The organism is Paenibacillus sp. FSL R5-0519, from assembly GCF_037974275.1.
In the GTDB taxonomy this organism is placed as follows: domain Bacteria; phylum Bacillota; class Bacilli; order Paenibacillales; family Paenibacillaceae; genus Paenibacillus.
Genome location: NZ_CP150234.1, coordinates 1,998,183 through 2,013,984, shown reverse-complemented (window position 1 = coordinate 2,013,984; position 15,802 = coordinate 1,998,183). Strand labels below are relative to the sequence as shown.

The following is a 15,802-nucleotide window of genomic DNA, read 5'->3' as shown; positions in this document are numbered from 1 at the left end:
TACCACTACATGATACCGTGAATCCGCTTTCCTAGCAACAGCAAAATCCTGTTCCTATTTCAAACGGTCCGGATTCAGGCATTCCAGCTCAGGAATCACAAAAATACCGTCTTTACGAATCAGCACATCGTCAAAATAAATCTCCCCGCCGCCATAATCCGGACGCTGGATCAACACCAGATCCCAGTGGATGGACGAGCGGTTGCCATTGTCTGTTTCTTCGTAAGCCTGACCTGGTGTAAAGTGCAAGCTGCCTGCAATTTTTTCATCGAACAGAATATCTTTCATCGGATGCAGAATATGCGGGTTAAATCCAATTGCGAACTCACCGATATGACGAGCACCCTCATCCGAATTCAGGATTTCATTCAAACGCTCCGTATCGTTGCTTGTCGCTTCAATGATTTTCCCATTCTCGAATGTGAACTTGATATTTTCAAATGTCACTCCGTTATACAACGTTGGTGTGTTATAACTGATCGTTCCGTTCACGGAATCACGTACAGGGGCGCTGTACACTTCACCATCCGGAATATTTTTTTGCCCGGAACATTTCTCTGCACCGATATCTTTAATGGAGAAGCTCAGATCTGTTTCCGGCCCGGTGATGCGAACTTTATCTGTACGCTTCATCAGGTTAGCGAGCGAGTCCTGCGCTTTGTCCATTTTGGCGTAATCCAGGTTACATACGTCGAAGTAGAAATCTTCAAACGCTTCTGTACTCGTATTGGCGAGTTGCGCCATACTTGCGTTAGGGTAACGAAGTACAACCCATTTCGTATGTTTGACACGTTGTTCACTATGTACCGGGTGGGAGTACAATGAATTGTACATTTTCATGTTTTCTTCCGGCACATCGGACAGATCATTCACATTTTCTCCCGCACGAATACCGATATAACAATCCATCTGTTTCATCCGGTTCAGATCAATCTCTGCCCACGTTTTCATCATTTCTTCTGTGGCATTTTTCAGCATCGCACGCTGTACAGTCTTATCGGTCAACTGTACAAAGACGTTACCACCTTTTTTGCCTACCTCTTCAATAATGGCGTTAATCAGATCACGTTCTGATCCAATCATCTCAACCAATACATTTTCACCAGGCTGCACATCTACAGAATAGCCCACCAGGCTTGCTGCAAGCTTTTGAATTCTTGGGTCTTTCATCTTGGTAAAATCCTCCTGTCTTCTGCCATGCTTGAATTGAACAACGGTAAATTACGATACTATTGTAGCACGCGAACAGTCATCCCGTCAGCAGGCAGTCCCTCACTTCGTTTATTGATATGACTTGAAGTTTACATCGGTGACAAGGGCTTCTTTGTTATTTTTACGGTTGTTGTCCGTGTAACTCACCTGACTTTCAGAGGATAAGCGAAGAGGCAGACTGCTCTTCCGATCTACGGTGAGATGATATACCGTCTGTACGTTCGCTTGTTTCATCATCTGTTGCATCGTTATTTCACCCTGTTTCCAAACTTGGTCCAGATCCTTCTCAAGCTTCTCTTTACGTGCGCCTTTCACCGTAGAAGCCTTATGCATATATTCTGCCCGAATGGCGTTCATTTCGTCGTTTAGCTGGGCTACAGCCCATGTTTTGGCGTCTTCCGGTGCAAGTTCAATACGTAATGTTCTGGTTCGACGACCGGCCCCATATTCGGATTGAATAGTTTTGTTCATCTTGTCTATCTTCTCCATCTGGGCAATTGGATTGAAGCGGGAAAGAGAACCACGAAGCGGCTCATGCTGCGCTGATAATGCCATCCACTGCCCTTGTTTCCGCTCGAAAGAGGCGCTAAACCCACTGGGCTGTCCATTATTTTTTACGGCAGTCGTATGAATGCCTGTGCCCACAGCAGTTACTTCACCAGGTAATCGGGTCTGAAGAGTCAGACGATCATGATTCTCCAGCTTTCCTTCGAATTTGAACTGATTCTCGAACAATCCACTGTTCTCCCGTCGAAGTCCTGCTTCTCCTTCAAAACTTAATGTTTCTTTTCCCGCTATCCCCGATAAAGCCAAGGAAAAAACCTCTTCGGGCGTTCGATCTCGCTGGATGAATCCACAACCCGGGACACCAATCATCAAGATGCCCACTAATAACCATAACGTACGTACCGAATGGCGGTTAAGCATGTCTATCTTCACCCTTCCATGAACTTTCTCCATAGATTGCCCCGCCCGTATATGCTTATACTTCCTTCTATACACAACTTGATCACGAATACATAAAAAAAAGAGAACGACTCCGCAAATGGAATTGTTCTCTCTTAACGCGTTATATCCTGTTCCTCTACAACAATTCTGTTCCGACCACCATTCTTCGCGCTGTACAGGGCCATATCAGCCCGGTAAAACAAAGACTCTACACTAACCTTCTCATCCATCCAATTCCACTCTGCGATGCCACTGGATACCGTAACGAGCGGTCTGGTCTCTTCTGCAACTCTCTTTCGAATCACTTCCGCATAATCCAGCGCCTGACGTACACTCACCTGCGGCATATAGATTGCGAGTTCTTCTCCCCCCCATCTGGCGCATATATCCTCCGTACGAACCGAACTTGTGACGATCTCACTCACTTGTTTCAGTACTTGATCACCAGTCTGGTGTCCAAAGGTATCATTCACCTGTTTGAACTGATCAATATCCACCACAATGAGGGAGCCACAGAATTCATGAGCCTGTCGCTCGTGAATGACACTATCCAGATAATGCCTCACGTACAGACCTGTCAACATATCCAGATTAGCCAAGCGCCGAACCTCGGCGTGTAACGTGGCATTTGACAGCGCTAGCCCGATATGGATGGACAACATCTGTAAGAGCCGATAATTGTCATATGAAAAATAATGCTCTCGACTGTGTCCCAGCAAAATGGCTCCCTTCACTTCACCATTAACTCTAATCGGTGAAGCAATCAGTGACATAGATCCCGTATCTTCCATGAAAAAGGAGGATACTTTATCATATTGCGCATAATTGGTTATAATAAGCGGTTCCTCTGTTCGATACACCAAGCCTGCAATACCGTAGTCCACAGAAAAAGATTGGTGAAATACATCCTTCACATTGGATGACATGACTTCGAAGTCGTTTGTACTATCATTGAGTTGAAGAATGCAACATGTTTCAGCCTGAAATATTTCCTTCAACTCCTGCTCGGATAATTGATAAATCTCCGAAAGGTGCAGGCTCTTGTTTAAACGCTGTGTAAGATCATTGATTAGACGAAGTTCCTGAATCAACATATTGGATTGTTCGTGCAACTTGGCGTTCTCAAAGGCCGTGCCTGCAGTGTCCACCATCATCGTAATCAATTGCAAGTCCGATTCTTCCATGATCTCTTCATTCATTTCAATATGGAACACACCGTATATGCCTTGTTTTCCTTTCAGCGGAATACCTACATCTACAATGCGGTCTTCTCCATCATCGGAACGAGCAACGATCAGTTTGCCTGCCATAAATGAACGTACACAGATATCTTCTCCCCGCTCGTGGACAAGCAACGGTTTAATCCGTGGATTATAGTTGCTCTGATCCTGAGACATATAGAGTTTGATATAGGTGGCCGGGTACAGGTAGTCCATACTGTCAAATACCTCATCCAATATGGCCTCGACATCCATTTTGTCATGCATTCGCTGAACAATCTGAAAGAGGATAGACCTCCGGTGTTCCTCACGCGCTGTTTGTTCATGAGCATGTAACAGGTCCGTCATAAATATGTATTCAAATCTTCGGTAAAAGCAGGTGCGGTAATGCAATGCCTCAGATCGAACCACAGCTTCAGACGTTTCATATCGATTGGATTCATAGATCACAGCAGTGAATACGGCAAACATATCCTTGTTCGTTCTGGAGAATAAGGGGTGTGTTATCAGGAGATATTCTCCACGGTCGCTAGTCCCTCTGAGAGACAGGGCCTGTCTCTTATCCAAACATTCCAATACAAGCCTGCGTGCATCCAACCCTGGATCAGCCTCATGATCACGATCGTACCCTACACAATCGCCTTCCGTGTTCCATACGCTGTAATAGGCGGATCCCTTGTCCAGGCCTGAATCTGCTTTGGAGTTCCAGTCACTGTATGCCTGCTCTAGCAAGCTGCCCAAATATGAAAAATCAAAAGGTGTGATATCCATTTTTTGCATCCACAACACATGCTCTTCATGAGAACGAGGAGCGGAAACAGATGCGGAATCGCCCGAACTTCGTGAATTCAAGCTGGCAGGTAAACTTCTTAGATGTTCTAACATGTCAGGCGCTCCTTTGCACCGTTTTTGCATCCACCAGGATGCATTAATCTGCAGACGTTATCGCAAACCTGCAAATTCGTCACGATAACCTTATTACATAAAGATGATTTAAAGTTAAGATACAATCTATTTTACTCTGTTTAAAGCTTTTTTGCATCCATATTTCAGAAAATTGTCCCATTATTTTAGGCCCAATGACCTATCGACAAATTTAGACGTTTTTTTGCTTTTATTCTACGCTTGACTTTGGTTCTCTTAAACTGTAATATAAATTGTTGATGAAGACTACTAATGGGTCTTTAAATTTGGGCATTACCGGTTGTGTCACCCTCATTCTTTTTGTTGCTTTCAGGACAGCGGCTGAACTTTCCTGATCGTTCTATGCGAGGCCAAGCCCGCATCAACAAATTGGAGCGCAAACAGAGCCCTAATATGAACTTTAACTAAAAAGGAGCTACTTTAAACATGGCACGTTACACTGGTCCTAAATTTAAATTGAGCCGTCGCCTCGGCATTTCCCTTAGCGGAACAGGCAAAGAATTGAAACGTCCTTTCCCTCCAGGTCAGCACGGAGCTAACCAACGCAGAAAAATGAGCAACTACGGTATGCAATTGCAAGAAAAACAAAAATTGCGCCACATGTACGGTTTGGGCGAGAAACAATTCCGCACACTGTTCTCTAAAGCTCAAAAAATGCAAGGTATTGCCGGTGAGAACTTCATGTTCTTGCTTGAGTGCCGCCTTGACAACCTCGTTTACCGCCTTGGGTTTGCTAACTCCCGCGCTGGAGCGCGTCAGTTGGTAGCACACGGTCACGTAACTGTAAACGGCAAAAAAGTCGATATCGCTTCTTACCAAGTAAGCACTGGCGATGTAATCGGCTTGCGTGAGAAGAGCCGCGCTCTTTCTTCCGTTAAAGAAGCTTTGGAAGGCCGTTCGCATCTTCCAGCTTACGTTGAATACAACGAAGCAGCTGTAGAAGGTAAATTCATCCGCTTGCCTGAGCGTGCTGAATTGTCCCAAGACATCGATGAAAAACAAATCGTCGAGTTCTACAACCGTTAATCGTTGCAATCACATTAAAGTTTCAATCCAAACAGCTGTCGAGATTTTCTCGACAGCTGTTTTTCTATGCTTTTTTCTATTTATCTTCATTAAAAGACCTTAATTAACGATATAAAATATAGACTCCCTTTAGGAGAAGCACACATCCATACAATCATCACAAGAGTTACATCAAGGGGGATTACACATGAATTTTTTTCGCAATCGCAAGCTCGCTGTTAAGCTGGGACTTTTACTCGGGATCGTATTGCTCTGCTGTATTGGAGCCCTGATTGCATTTAACACCAAATCGATTTACGACAAAAGCCTGCAATACGGGGAAACCGTTGCGGGACAAGCAGCGAATCGTGCTACGAACGAGTTCATGACAGACATGAACCAGGTCAAAAACACATTGGACACTATGAGTATCACGTTATTGGATGCCGCTAAGAACGGCTCACTCAATCGCGAGGAAGTCGTTAGGCTCCTTGAACAGTATCTGAAAAAGGATGAGAAAGTTTTTGGCTTTTATACGGGCTGGGAACCGAATGCCTTTGATGGAAACGATGCGAGTCACGTCAATAAAAATGATTATGATGATGCTACGGGTCGATTTGTTCCATACGCCATACGGGACGGCAACTCTTTGCATTTTGAGCCGCTCACGACCTATGAGGGAAACAGTGAAACCAGTACATATTATCAGCTGCCCAAGAAAACCAAATCCATCTATTGGTCAGAGCCTGTTACCTATACGGTTGGCGGGAAAGAAACACTACTCGTTTCGATTGTCCTCCCTCTCTTGGATGAAAACAACACTTTTCTCGGTATTGTTGGGGCCGACTTTACCATTGATCGTTTTCAGCAAAATATAGCATCACTCAATCCGGATCAAGGTTATGCCATGCTGATTACTAGTGAAGGACAGATCGCTGCGCACGGCTCCAAACCGGAACTGGCTAATGCAGACGCCGTCATTCCACCTGATATGAAGACGGTCATTCAGCGTATACAGTCCGGCGAGTCTCAGTTTTATGCCACTGATCCCGAAGTAGGGGAAGAGCTGTTTATTGCTGAACCTGCCAGGTTACAAGGAACAGATTCGAACTGGTATCTTGTATCAGCACTGCCAAAGAGCCACATTCTTCAACCCTTCTATGACAGCTTGAACTGGTCCATACTGATTGCCGCACTGGCTGTACTTCTGCTTGCAGGTGTGGTTACCTACACCATCATCTCCATTGTTAGACAATTAAATCAAGTTAATATCGTCGCTGGGCAGCTGGCTGGCGGAGACTTGACACAAAAGTTACCTGTCCGATCCAAAGATGAATTTGGCGTCATGGCAGGTCATATGAATCAGATGATGGATACCCTGCGACATACCATATCGGTTATATCCGAACATGCTCTATCTGTAGGCTCAACTTCTCAACAGTTGACCGCAGGTGCCGAAGAAACAGGTAAAGCCGCCGAACTGATTTCCTTAACAGGAGTCGAACTTGCAGATAAAGCAGGTAAACAGGTGCAGGAGCTGCAAGAGTCCTCCCGTTCCATGAATGAAATATCTGTCGGGATCGGAAGAATAGCAAAGGCCGCCTCCGATGTATCCGATTCATCGCGAACGGTGGCCGAACGAACAACCGTCGGAAGTGGTAAGATTCAGTCCGCCATGCGCATGGTCGATAGTGCCACTTCATCTGTGCAGACATCGATGACCGCACTGGAGAATTTCCGCCAACGTTCCGAAGAGATTGGCCATATTACAGGCATGATCACGGAAGTTAGCCGTCAAACCAACCTACTCGCACTTAATGCTTCCATTGAAGCATCACGAGCAGGGGAACACGGACGCGGGTTTGGCGTTGTTGCTTCCGAGATTCGTAATCTGGCTGAACAATCCAGAGTATCAGCAGCGCAGATTGCAGCGTTAATTCATAGCGTTCAGCAAGAGGTCCTTTCTCTCGTTGAAAATATGGAACATGGAAATTCCGAAGTTATTCATATTGCGGACGTGATTAATGAGAGTGGTGAGCTCTTCCTCTCCATCTCATCACAGATTTCAGATGTTAATGTGCAGATCGAGCATGTCTCAGCCATTGCACAGCAGATGTCAGCTGGATCACAGCAGATTGATGCCACGTTGGAACAACTCAAAACCATCGGTCATGAAACAGCAGATCATGCAACTCGTGTTGCTTCTGCCTCTGAAGAACAACTCGCATCCATGGAAGAGATTACGGCGGCATCTGCCTCTCTGGCTAATCTTACCCAGGAACTCTTAGAACTGATTCAACGTTTCAAAACCTGATGTAAAAGACCTCCAATACGACACATCATTCAGGCCACCCTATGCACCTCAGCATGGAGGTGGCCTGCTTATATTTTGGCTTACAACTCATGAAATGTGCTTCAATATCGCATGATATATAGCATAATGCATGGCAGAATGGCAAATTTCGACCATTACTTGTATTTCTCAGGCATGCAAACCCGCCTTTTTATGCTATAATAAGTGCTGTTAAAAGGAGGAAGACACTGAATGGTTGATGTTAATAAGAAAAAGCCCGATGAACAGCCTGTACGCAAGCGCAGCTTTGCCCGCAGACTGGGAAGTTTCGTCAAATGGATGGTTGTCCTTGGATTTATGGGGGTACTATTTGTAGGCGGTGCTTTGATGGGATACGTCAGTTCCATTGTGAAAGACGAGCCTGTCCGTTCAAGGGCCCTGATTGAACAAAAAGTCAGCGAAAACTCCATCACAGGCTTTGCTTACTTTGCCGACGGCAGTCCGATCGGTCAATTACGTACGGAAGAAGACAGGCGTCCGGTCACTACGGACCAGATCCCACAAAAGGTTATTGATGCAGTCATTGCGATTGAAGACAATCATTTTTACGAACATAAAGGTGTAGACATGAGCGGAACACTACGTGCCGTGAAGCAAAAAGTGCTGAAAGAATCAGTACAAACCGGCGGTAGTACACTGACTCAGCAATTGGCGCGTCGTGTATTTTTGAATCTGGATCGCACGGAAGATCGAAAAGTGAAAGAAATCTTGCTCTCACTTCGACTCGAACGTTTCCTGACCAAAGACGAGATCATGACAGCCTATCTGAACAAAGTTCCTTTTGGTAATGGTTCCAGCGGATACAACGTTTATGGAATCAAAGCGGCCGCCAAAGGATTGTTTAATATTAACGATCTAGAAAAAATCAACATTGCTCAAGCTGCTTATCTTGCTGGATTGCCACAACTCCCCTCCTCTTACTCCGCTTTTAACGGTAAAGGTGATTTTGTAGAGGAAAATTTTGACCGCGCAATCAATCGTCAGCAGCTGGTATTACGTCGTATGCTTGAACTGGGCAAGATCAATCAGTCCGAGTATGACGAAGCTCTTGCTTTTGATATCAAAAGTTCACTCGCTCCGAAGACCATCAAGGCTTACAATACTTATCCATATCTTATGATGGAAACGGAACGACAAGCTGCACAGATTTTGATGAAACAATTAAATTCCGACACAGCTGAATCTACAGACAAAGGTACGGATGCCGACACACCTCAGAAGGAAAGCAGTGCATTATTAGAGGAAGCTCAGACGCAACTGCGGACAGGTGGATATCGCATCTACACGACCATCAACAAAAGTATCTATAAAACGATGCGTACCATTGCGGAAGATGACAGCAACTTCTCTGCAGATGATCCTGTCAAAGGAAAAGAACAAACTGCTGCCATGCTGATTAATCACAAAACAGGTGCTATTCTCGGCATGATTGAAGGACGGGATTTCCAGGATGAACAGATGAACTACGCAACGCAGATGATACGTCAGCCAGGTTCAACGATGAAACCAATAGCCGCTTATCTTCCTGCGTTAGATGAAGGTCTTGTTCAGCCAGCTTCAATTATTGATGACTCACCGATCATTTTGAAAAGCGGTCCGAGCGGGTACCACATTGCAAAGAACGCTAACAACCGGTACCAAGGACTTGTTACGGCCCGCAGAGCACTGAATTACTCACTTAATATACCGGCTTTGAAATTGTTCAATGAAGAAGTCGGGATCGACAAAGCGTGGGCTTTCGCCAAGAAATTAGGAATCACCACGATTCAAAAGGAAGACTATCAGGCTCAGACTGGTGTTCTCGGAGGTCTCCAATACGGCGTAACCGTTGAAGAGCTGACCAGTGCCTATGGTGCCATCGCCAATAATGGTGTATATAATGATTCCTACATGATTAGCAAAATTGTAGATTCCAAAGGCAACATCGTCTACAAACACGATACGGAACCAGTTCAGGCCTTCTCGGAGCAGACAGCATACCTGATGACCGATATGCTGCGGACTGTTATTACAGAGGGAACGGCAGATAAAGTACGTGAAAATTACAAATACTCGAAGAGTGTACCTATTGTAGGTAAAACGGGTTCCACTCAAAACTATGCAGATGTCTGGTTTGAAGGCTATACACCTGATGTCACACTTGGCGTATGGGTTGGATACAAACAGCCGGTGAATACGCTGGAAAGCAAATCACAGCGGAAACGTGCGCAGCAACTGTGGTCGAAAATCCTGAATGAAGTGATCGATACGCAAAAAGATCTGTTCGTCACGGATTCGTTCAAAAAACCATCTGGGATCGAAACGCGTACAGTATCTGCTTACAGCGGTAAGTTGCCAACATCCATGACTGACAAATTTGTTACAGATATTTTCAACAGCAAGTTTGTTCCGAAGGATAGCGATGATGGTGTCGCCAAAGCCAAATACATTACTTACAATGGTGTAAACTATATTCCGCGTGACGGAACCCCTTCGGACATGTTGAAGGAAAAAACAGTAATTAAACGTAAAAAACCAATCTCGGATCTCATCAAAGAATTGCAAAATGCATTCTCACGTATGAGTCGACATGAGTCTCTTGCTTATTATCTTCCTGAAGATGCTGATGCAGACATGCCGACACAGATTGATCCAAGAACAGATAACGGCAAAACTCCTGATGCACCAGGTAACGTACGAATCTCAACCTCGGGTGATAGAGCTGTCATTACATTTAACGCTACACCTGAAAACGATGTGGTAGGTTATCGTTTGTACCGTTCTGTAAACGGTGGAGGATTCCAGAACCAGGGTCAGGTTGTGCTGACTGGTGAATCCAGATCATTCTCTGCGTATGCAGCGCAAGGCGGCAACTTTGCCTTCTATGTAACCGCAGTGGATGTTGCTGGCAGGGAGTCTGCTCCTAGTGCTACAGTAAATAGTGCTGGAAGTGCACCTCCTCCTGTGGAAGAAGAGATTAATGAGCCAATTGAAGTTCCAGGCACAGTCATTACGCCGGGAGAAACGCAGACCGATAATGCAACAACGACAGCCCCAGGCACACCTGGTCAAGTCAGCGTATCTGCCCTCGCTCAAGGGCTGCGCATTCAATGGGCGTCTACTCAAAACGCAGATAGTTATACTGTATTTTACAGTGAAACAGGCTCGGCCTACACCAAAATTGGTACGACAGCGGGCAATACCATGGATTATGGCGTACCCGCATCGACCAGTGGATGGTTCAAGGTATCTGCCAGCAACAGTGCGGGTGAATCAGAACCTTCCGCGGCTGTACATTTTCAGCCCTGATTTAGGCAAAGTTACCTCAAAAAAGCCTCATCCTCAGATCATATCTGAGGGTGAGGCTTTTTATTTGTACTTGCATCAACTAAAAAAGCCTGCTTTATGCCACTGGCATAAAGCAGGCTTTTACAATTACAACCCATTCTTATTGGTAGAGCCACCGGATTGGGATTCGTAGAGTATCAACGTTAGTCTTCAATGGTGGATAGATCCCCTGCCGGAAGATCTAGCTCCCAGGCTTTCAGCACACGGCGCATGATTTTGCCAGAACGTGTCTTAGGCAGTTTATCCTTGAACTCGATCTCACGCGGAGCAGCATGGGCAGACAAGCCCTCTTTGACAAAACGATAAATCTCTTCTTTCAGCTCCGGTGTCGCCTCATATCCTTCACGAAGCGCCACAAAGGCCTTGATGATCTCCCCACGTGTCACATCCGGCTTACCAATTACACCCGCCTCTGCCACCGCAGGATGCTCTACGAGCTTGCTCTCCACCTCAAAGGGGCCGATGCGCTCTCCTGACGAATTAATCACATCATCAATCCGTCCCTGGAACCAGAAGTATCCTTCTTCATCCATATAAGCAGAGTCACCGGATACATACCAGCCCGTAAGCCTGAAATACTCCTCGTATTTTGCAGGGTTATTCCAGATCTTGGCCATCATGGATGGCCAAGGTGCCCGTATGGCCAGATTCCCCATACTGTACGGCGGCAATTCCTGTCCGCGATCATCAATAATGGCTGCTTGGATGCCAGGCAACGGACGTCCCATGGAGCCAGGCTTGATCGGCATTCCGGGATAGTTACAGATCAGCTGTGCACCTGTTTCCGTCATCCACCATGTATCATGAATTCGCTGACCATAGGCTTTCCATCCCCAACGAACAACCTCCGGATTGAGCGGTTCACCGACAGACATGACATGACGCAGACTGCTCAGATCAAACTGGGCGATGGTCTCTTCTCCAGCTCCCATCAGCATACGGAAGGCCGTTGGTGCACTGTACCAGATCGTGACTTTATTCTTCTGGATGGTGTTGTACCAATCTTGAGGACTGAAACGACCGCCACGTATTACATTGGTCACTCCGTTGAGCCATGGAGCAAAGATACCGTAAGAAGTCCCTGTGACCCAACCCGGGTCTGCCGTGCACCAGTACACATCATCCTCACGCAAATCCAGAACAACCTTACCTGTATAATAGTGCTGAATCATGGCATTTTGAACATGGTACACCCCTTTGGGTTTACCTGTAGAGCCTGAGGTATAATGAATAAGCAAACCATCCTCACGATTCAACCACTCCACTTCCATCTCATCCGAAGCGACAGACATCTCTGCATCAAAATCGATGAGTCCTTCTTCAGTCTGCGCGCCACCACCCACAATAAATATATGTTTGAGTTCGGGCAACTCGGAACGTTTGATGCGTTTCAGTAATTCCGGCGTTGTGACGAGCGCTACTGCTCCGCTATCCTCCAGCCGATCCTTCACTGCCGTTTCCATAAATGCTTCGAACAACGGGCCCGCGATGGCTCCAGCTTTCAATATTCCCAGCAGACTAAAATACAGTTCAGGACTTCGAGGCATAAAAATAAATACCCGCTCTCCTTTGACTATGCCATATTTGCGGAGAACGTTCCCGAACCGACTCGACTGTTCACTCAGATCAGCAAAAGTATAGGCCTCTTCGCGTGAAGCATCGCTATACAATAAAGCGGTTTTGCCGCCCCTTCCTTCCAGTACATGACGATCAATAGCTTCATGCGCCATGTTTACTTTTCCGCTGGCGTGCCACGTAAAGTGCCTTTCCACCGATTCCCAATCGAACCGGCTTCTCGCCTCCGTGTAATCGCCCAGATTAGATTCAGACACAACCGTTTGCAGCATCTCACCATGTGCTTGACTCATGCTTGCCAGCCTCCTTCAACTCGACATTTCGATTCCCGTTAGGGGTCAATTCTCATTGCCTTTGTGTTGACTGAACTTCCAGTTAGCGCTTACATTAGTAGAGAGAACTTCTCATCATGTACTTGCTCGGCCAAACAGATGTTAACCATACTGTATTGAATTGTGAACATTTTTTGTCTACGCAATTATAGCAAATCTTTTCAATTGTCGTCTATGGCTTTTCAATTTTTTGGATTTTTGCTATAGCGTTCTTTTTGAAGAACCTCTATAAGTAGGGAGAGAGAGGAGCATGAACCATGGAACATATCAAAGAACATCATATGCGTTCCATCTTCAAGTCCGGCCATCGGATTACTGTTGAAGGCCCCGTGCAGGCCGAGGAGATAAACCGTCTTGCCTTCCATTCGGATCTGGATGCCTTCCGGCGCCCAACGGAGCAGCAGGAAGCTCTGGCCGAGATCGCTGCATTGCCTGAAGGTCGAATTATCATTGCACACGAAAATGAAACGATTATCGGTTATGTAACCTTTCACTATGCGGATGATTGTGAACGCTGGTCCGAGGGCAATATGACTGATCTGATAGAGCTTGGGGCAATCGAGGTTGCGGACGACTATCGCTCGCTTGGCATTGGACGTGAGATGTTGCTTACTGCTTTGGAAGATAAATACATGGAGAACTATATTATTTTCACCACAGAATATTATTGGCATTGGGATCTGAAGGGCAGCGGACTGAATGTATGGGATTATCGCAAGATGATGGAGAAGCTGATGCAAACGATCGACATGACTTGGTATGCAACAGACGACCCCGAAATCTGTTCACACCCTGCGAACTGTTTGATGGTGCGTATCGGAAGTCAGGTGCCCATCACATCGGAAGAACAGTTTGATCGTGTACGCTTTCGCCATCGGTTCATGTACTAATGCGATGATCTGCTCAAAAAACGATATACATAACAAAAACCGCCTCTCGCAGCGCTGCTCCATGCTTCATGGAACATCTAATCGATAAGCGGTTTTTCTTGATGCGCCTTTACATATTTTCTAACATATGCTCCACAATACGATGCGAACGCTGGGAAGATTCCACGGTAAATTCAGCAAAGTTGACATGCGCCGAGCCATCCGCTTTATCTGACATTCCACGCAGGACAACAAATGGTACACGATTCATGTAACAAACCTGAGCGACTGCTGCCCCTTCCATTTCGGCACATGCACCGTCCATTTCGGTATATAACATGTTAACGGTATCTTTATTCGCAATAAACTGGTCTCCCGACAATACTTTACCAATCAAATAATGGGCCCCCAGCGCTTTACATGCCTCTTCAGCCAGTGTAATAAGCGAAGCCTCGGCAGGGAATGCAGATGTCTCCTGGTAAGGAATAACCCCGCGTTTGAACCCCAGTGGCGTTACATCCATGTCGTGCTGAACACATACGGATGATATAACCATATCTCCAATATTCAGCTCCGGGTTAACCGCACCCGCAACACCTGTGAAGATAATGCGATTCACCTGAAAACGATCAATCAAAATCTGTGTCGTAACCGCTGCATTTACTTTACCTACGCCGGATTTGCACACGACAATTTGCTTGCCCAGCCATTCGCCTGCAACGTATGTAATCCCGGTCTGTTTGACCGTCTCAAGCTGTTTCATACCTGCAAGCAAAAGCGCTACTTCCTCATCCATCGCTCCGATAATGCCAATCGTTTCACGCATCTTCTGATACCTCCTGTTTTCACTTTCAACCTCATTCAGCACAAAAGCTCCGTCTCCGGAGCTTTCGCATATCCACTATGTAGAGAGAGAGGTTTCTCTCTTTCCTGTATATAATCCCGATTACACTACATCTGCATGACTTACAGACAGACGAAGAATCGTTTCATGCGGCAAAATAACCCGTGGATTCTCCACATTTTCCTTCTTCATCAGCTTGGTCAGCAAACGCATCGCAACTGCGCCAAGATCGTACATTGGCTGTGCCACTGTCGTCAACTGAGGACGCACCATGGAAGCCATACGGATGTTATCCACACTAATAATGGAGAAGTCATCCGGTACTTTCAGGCCGTCATCCTGAATGCTGTGAATGGCACCAATAGCCATTTCATCTGTTGCAGCAAAGATAGCTGATGGTTTTTTCTTAAGTCCAAGGAAATATTTCATCGCTTCAACACCGGATTCATACCGATAGTTACCGATTCGAACAAGATCCTCCTGGTATTCAATCCCGGCTGCTTCCAGTGCTTTTTTGTATCCTTGGAAACGGGCATATCCATTCGCAGGATCTTGCAGTGTACCACTGATCATCGCAATTTCCTTGTGTCCATGACGAATCAGGGTGTTTACCGCATCAAACGCAGCTGCTTCATGGTCAATATCCACGGATGGGAATGTACCCTTCTCATCACTCGTTGCACAAAGTACGATTGGCACAGCGGCAGACTGGAACGCCTGAATGTGTTCGTCTGTTACTGTTCCGCCCATGAAGAGCAATCCGTCCACTTGTTTTTCGAGCAACGTGTTAATAACACGAATTTCTTTTTCTTTCTTCTTATCTGCATTACACAAAATAATGTTGTAGTGATACATATTCGCAATATCTTCAATTCCGCGGGCAATCTCCGCGAAGGTTGAGTTCGAAATATCCGGAATAACGACCCCGACCGTGGTTGTCTTCTTGCTTGCCAGACCTCTGGCTACCGCATTCGGACGATATCCCAATCGTTCGATGGCTTCATATACTTTTTTCCGCGTTTGCGGTTTGACATTAGGGTTATTATTAACTACCCGTGATACCGTTGCCATAGACACTCCAGCTTCACGTGCCACATCATAAATGGTTACCGTCACAGTACTTCTCTCCATTACCAGTAAATTTTCATACCATTTTCATTAAGATTTATATTACGACAAATTTTTGCATTAAT

General features: G+C 45.8%; 10 protein-coding genes. 4 read left to right on the top strand and 6 right to left on the bottom strand.

Annotated features, from left to right (window positions below; translation table 11 throughout):
• Positions 1-54: 54 nt before the first annotated feature.
• The 3 genes from MKY73_RS09225 to MKY73_RS09215 form a co-directional block, all read right to left on the bottom strand.
• Complete coding sequence (locus tag MKY73_RS09225; RefSeq protein ID WP_339307019.1) at positions 55-1,170, bottom strand: aminopeptidase; 1,116 nt, start codon at positions 1,168-1,170, stop codon at positions 55-57.
• Positions 1,171-1,281: 111 nt separating this feature from the next.
• On the bottom strand, positions 1,282-2,172 hold the full coding sequence (locus MKY73_RS09220; RefSeq protein ID WP_339307017.1) for a hypothetical protein: 891 nt from the start codon (positions 2,170-2,172) through the stop codon (positions 1,282-1,284).
• 101 nt (positions 2,173-2,273) lie between these two features.
• A complete protein-coding gene (locus MKY73_RS09215; RefSeq protein ID WP_339307014.1) occupies positions 2,274-4,265 on the bottom strand; it encodes a sensor domain-containing diguanylate cyclase in 1,992 nt (663 codons plus the stop codon).
• Between the two features lie 465 nt (positions 4,266-4,730).
• Here MKY73_RS09215 and rpsD point away from each other — a divergent pair, with 465 nt between their 5' ends.
• The 3 genes from rpsD to MKY73_RS09200 all read left to right on the top strand — a co-directional run bounded on the left by rpsD (position 4,731) and on the right by MKY73_RS09200 (position 10,950).
• Positions 4,731-5,330 carry a 30S ribosomal protein S4 gene (gene rpsD / locus MKY73_RS09210; RefSeq protein WP_062835377.1) on the top strand — a complete coding sequence of 200 codons (600 nt, stop codon included), beginning with the start codon at positions 4,731-4,733 and terminating at the stop codon, positions 5,328-5,330.
• A 187-nt stretch (positions 5,331-5,517) separates the two neighbouring features.
• Positions 5,518-7,623, top strand: a complete 2,106-nt coding sequence (locus MKY73_RS09205; RefSeq protein WP_339307012.1) for a methyl-accepting chemotaxis protein — start codon at positions 5,518-5,520, stop codon at positions 7,621-7,623.
• A gap of 231 nt (positions 7,624-7,854) precedes the next feature.
• Positions 7,855-10,950 carry a transglycosylase domain-containing protein gene (locus MKY73_RS09200; RefSeq protein WP_339307010.1) on the top strand — a complete coding sequence of 1,032 codons (3,096 nt, stop codon included), beginning with the start codon at positions 7,855-7,857 and terminating at the stop codon, positions 10,948-10,950.
• Positions 10,951-11,132: 182 nt separating this feature from the next.
• Here the strand turns inward: MKY73_RS09200 and acsA are convergent, their stop codons facing one another.
• A complete protein-coding gene (acsA, locus tag MKY73_RS09195; protein WP_339307008.1) occupies positions 11,133-12,857 on the bottom strand; it encodes an acetate--CoA ligase in 1,725 nt (574 codons plus the stop codon).
• A gap of 296 nt (positions 12,858-13,153) precedes the next feature.
• Here acsA and MKY73_RS09190 point away from each other — a divergent pair, with 296 nt between their 5' ends.
• Complete coding sequence (locus tag MKY73_RS09190; RefSeq protein WP_339307006.1) at positions 13,154-13,786, top strand: GNAT family N-acetyltransferase; 633 nt, start codon at positions 13,154-13,156, stop codon at positions 13,784-13,786.
• Positions 13,787-13,895: 109 nt separating this feature from the next.
• Here the strand turns inward: MKY73_RS09190 and MKY73_RS09185 are convergent, their stop codons facing one another.
• Together MKY73_RS09185 and ccpA are read right to left on the bottom strand one after the other, a co-directional pair.
• On the bottom strand, positions 13,896-14,591 hold the full coding sequence (locus MKY73_RS09185) for a 5'-methylthioadenosine/adenosylhomocysteine nucleosidase (protein ID WP_339235730.1): 696 nt from the start codon (positions 14,589-14,591) through the stop codon (positions 13,896-13,898).
• A 120-nt stretch (positions 14,592-14,711) separates the two neighbouring features.
• The gene (gene ccpA / locus MKY73_RS09180) at positions 14,712-15,725 is read right to left on the bottom strand and encodes a catabolite control protein A (RefSeq protein ID WP_036614690.1); all 1,014 of its coding nucleotides are present in this window, start codon (positions 15,723-15,725) and stop codon (positions 14,712-14,714) included.
• Positions 15,726-15,802: the final 77 nt, after the last annotated feature.

What these genes read in the sequence shown, in the direction of transcription:
- rpsD (WP_062835377.1), top strand. Translation starts at nt 4,731, where the DNA reads ATGGCACGTTACACTGGTCCTAAATTTAAATTGAGCCGTCGCCTCGGC.
- MKY73_RS09190 (WP_339307006.1), top strand. Translation starts at nt 13,154, where the DNA reads ATGGAACATATCAAAGAACATCATATGCGTTCCATCTTCAAGTCCGGC.
- MKY73_RS09200 (WP_339307010.1), top strand. Translation starts at nt 7,855, where the DNA reads ATGGTTGATGTTAATAAGAAAAAGCCCGATGAACAGCCTGTACGCAAG.
- MKY73_RS09225 (WP_339307019.1), bottom strand. Translation starts at nt 1,170, where the DNA reads ATGAAAGACCCAAGAATTCAAAAGCTTGCAGCAAGCCTGGTGGGCTAT.
- MKY73_RS09220 (WP_339307017.1), bottom strand. Translation starts at nt 2,172, where the DNA reads ATGGAGAAAGTTCATGGAAGGGTGAAGATAGACATGCTTAACCGCCAT.
- MKY73_RS09185 (WP_339235730.1), bottom strand. Translation starts at nt 14,591, where the DNA reads ATGCGTGAAACGATTGGCATTATCGGAGCGATGGATGAGGAAGTAGCG.
- MKY73_RS09215 (WP_339307014.1), bottom strand. Translation starts at nt 4,265, where the DNA reads ATGTTAGAACATCTAAGAAGTTTACCTGCCAGCTTGAATTCACGAAGT.
- MKY73_RS09205 (WP_339307012.1), top strand. Translation starts at nt 5,518, where the DNA reads ATGAATTTTTTTCGCAATCGCAAGCTCGCTGTTAAGCTGGGACTTTTA.
- acsA (WP_339307008.1), bottom strand. Translation starts at nt 12,857, where the DNA reads ATGAGTCAAGCACATGGTGAGATGCTGCAAACGGTTGTGTCTGAATCT.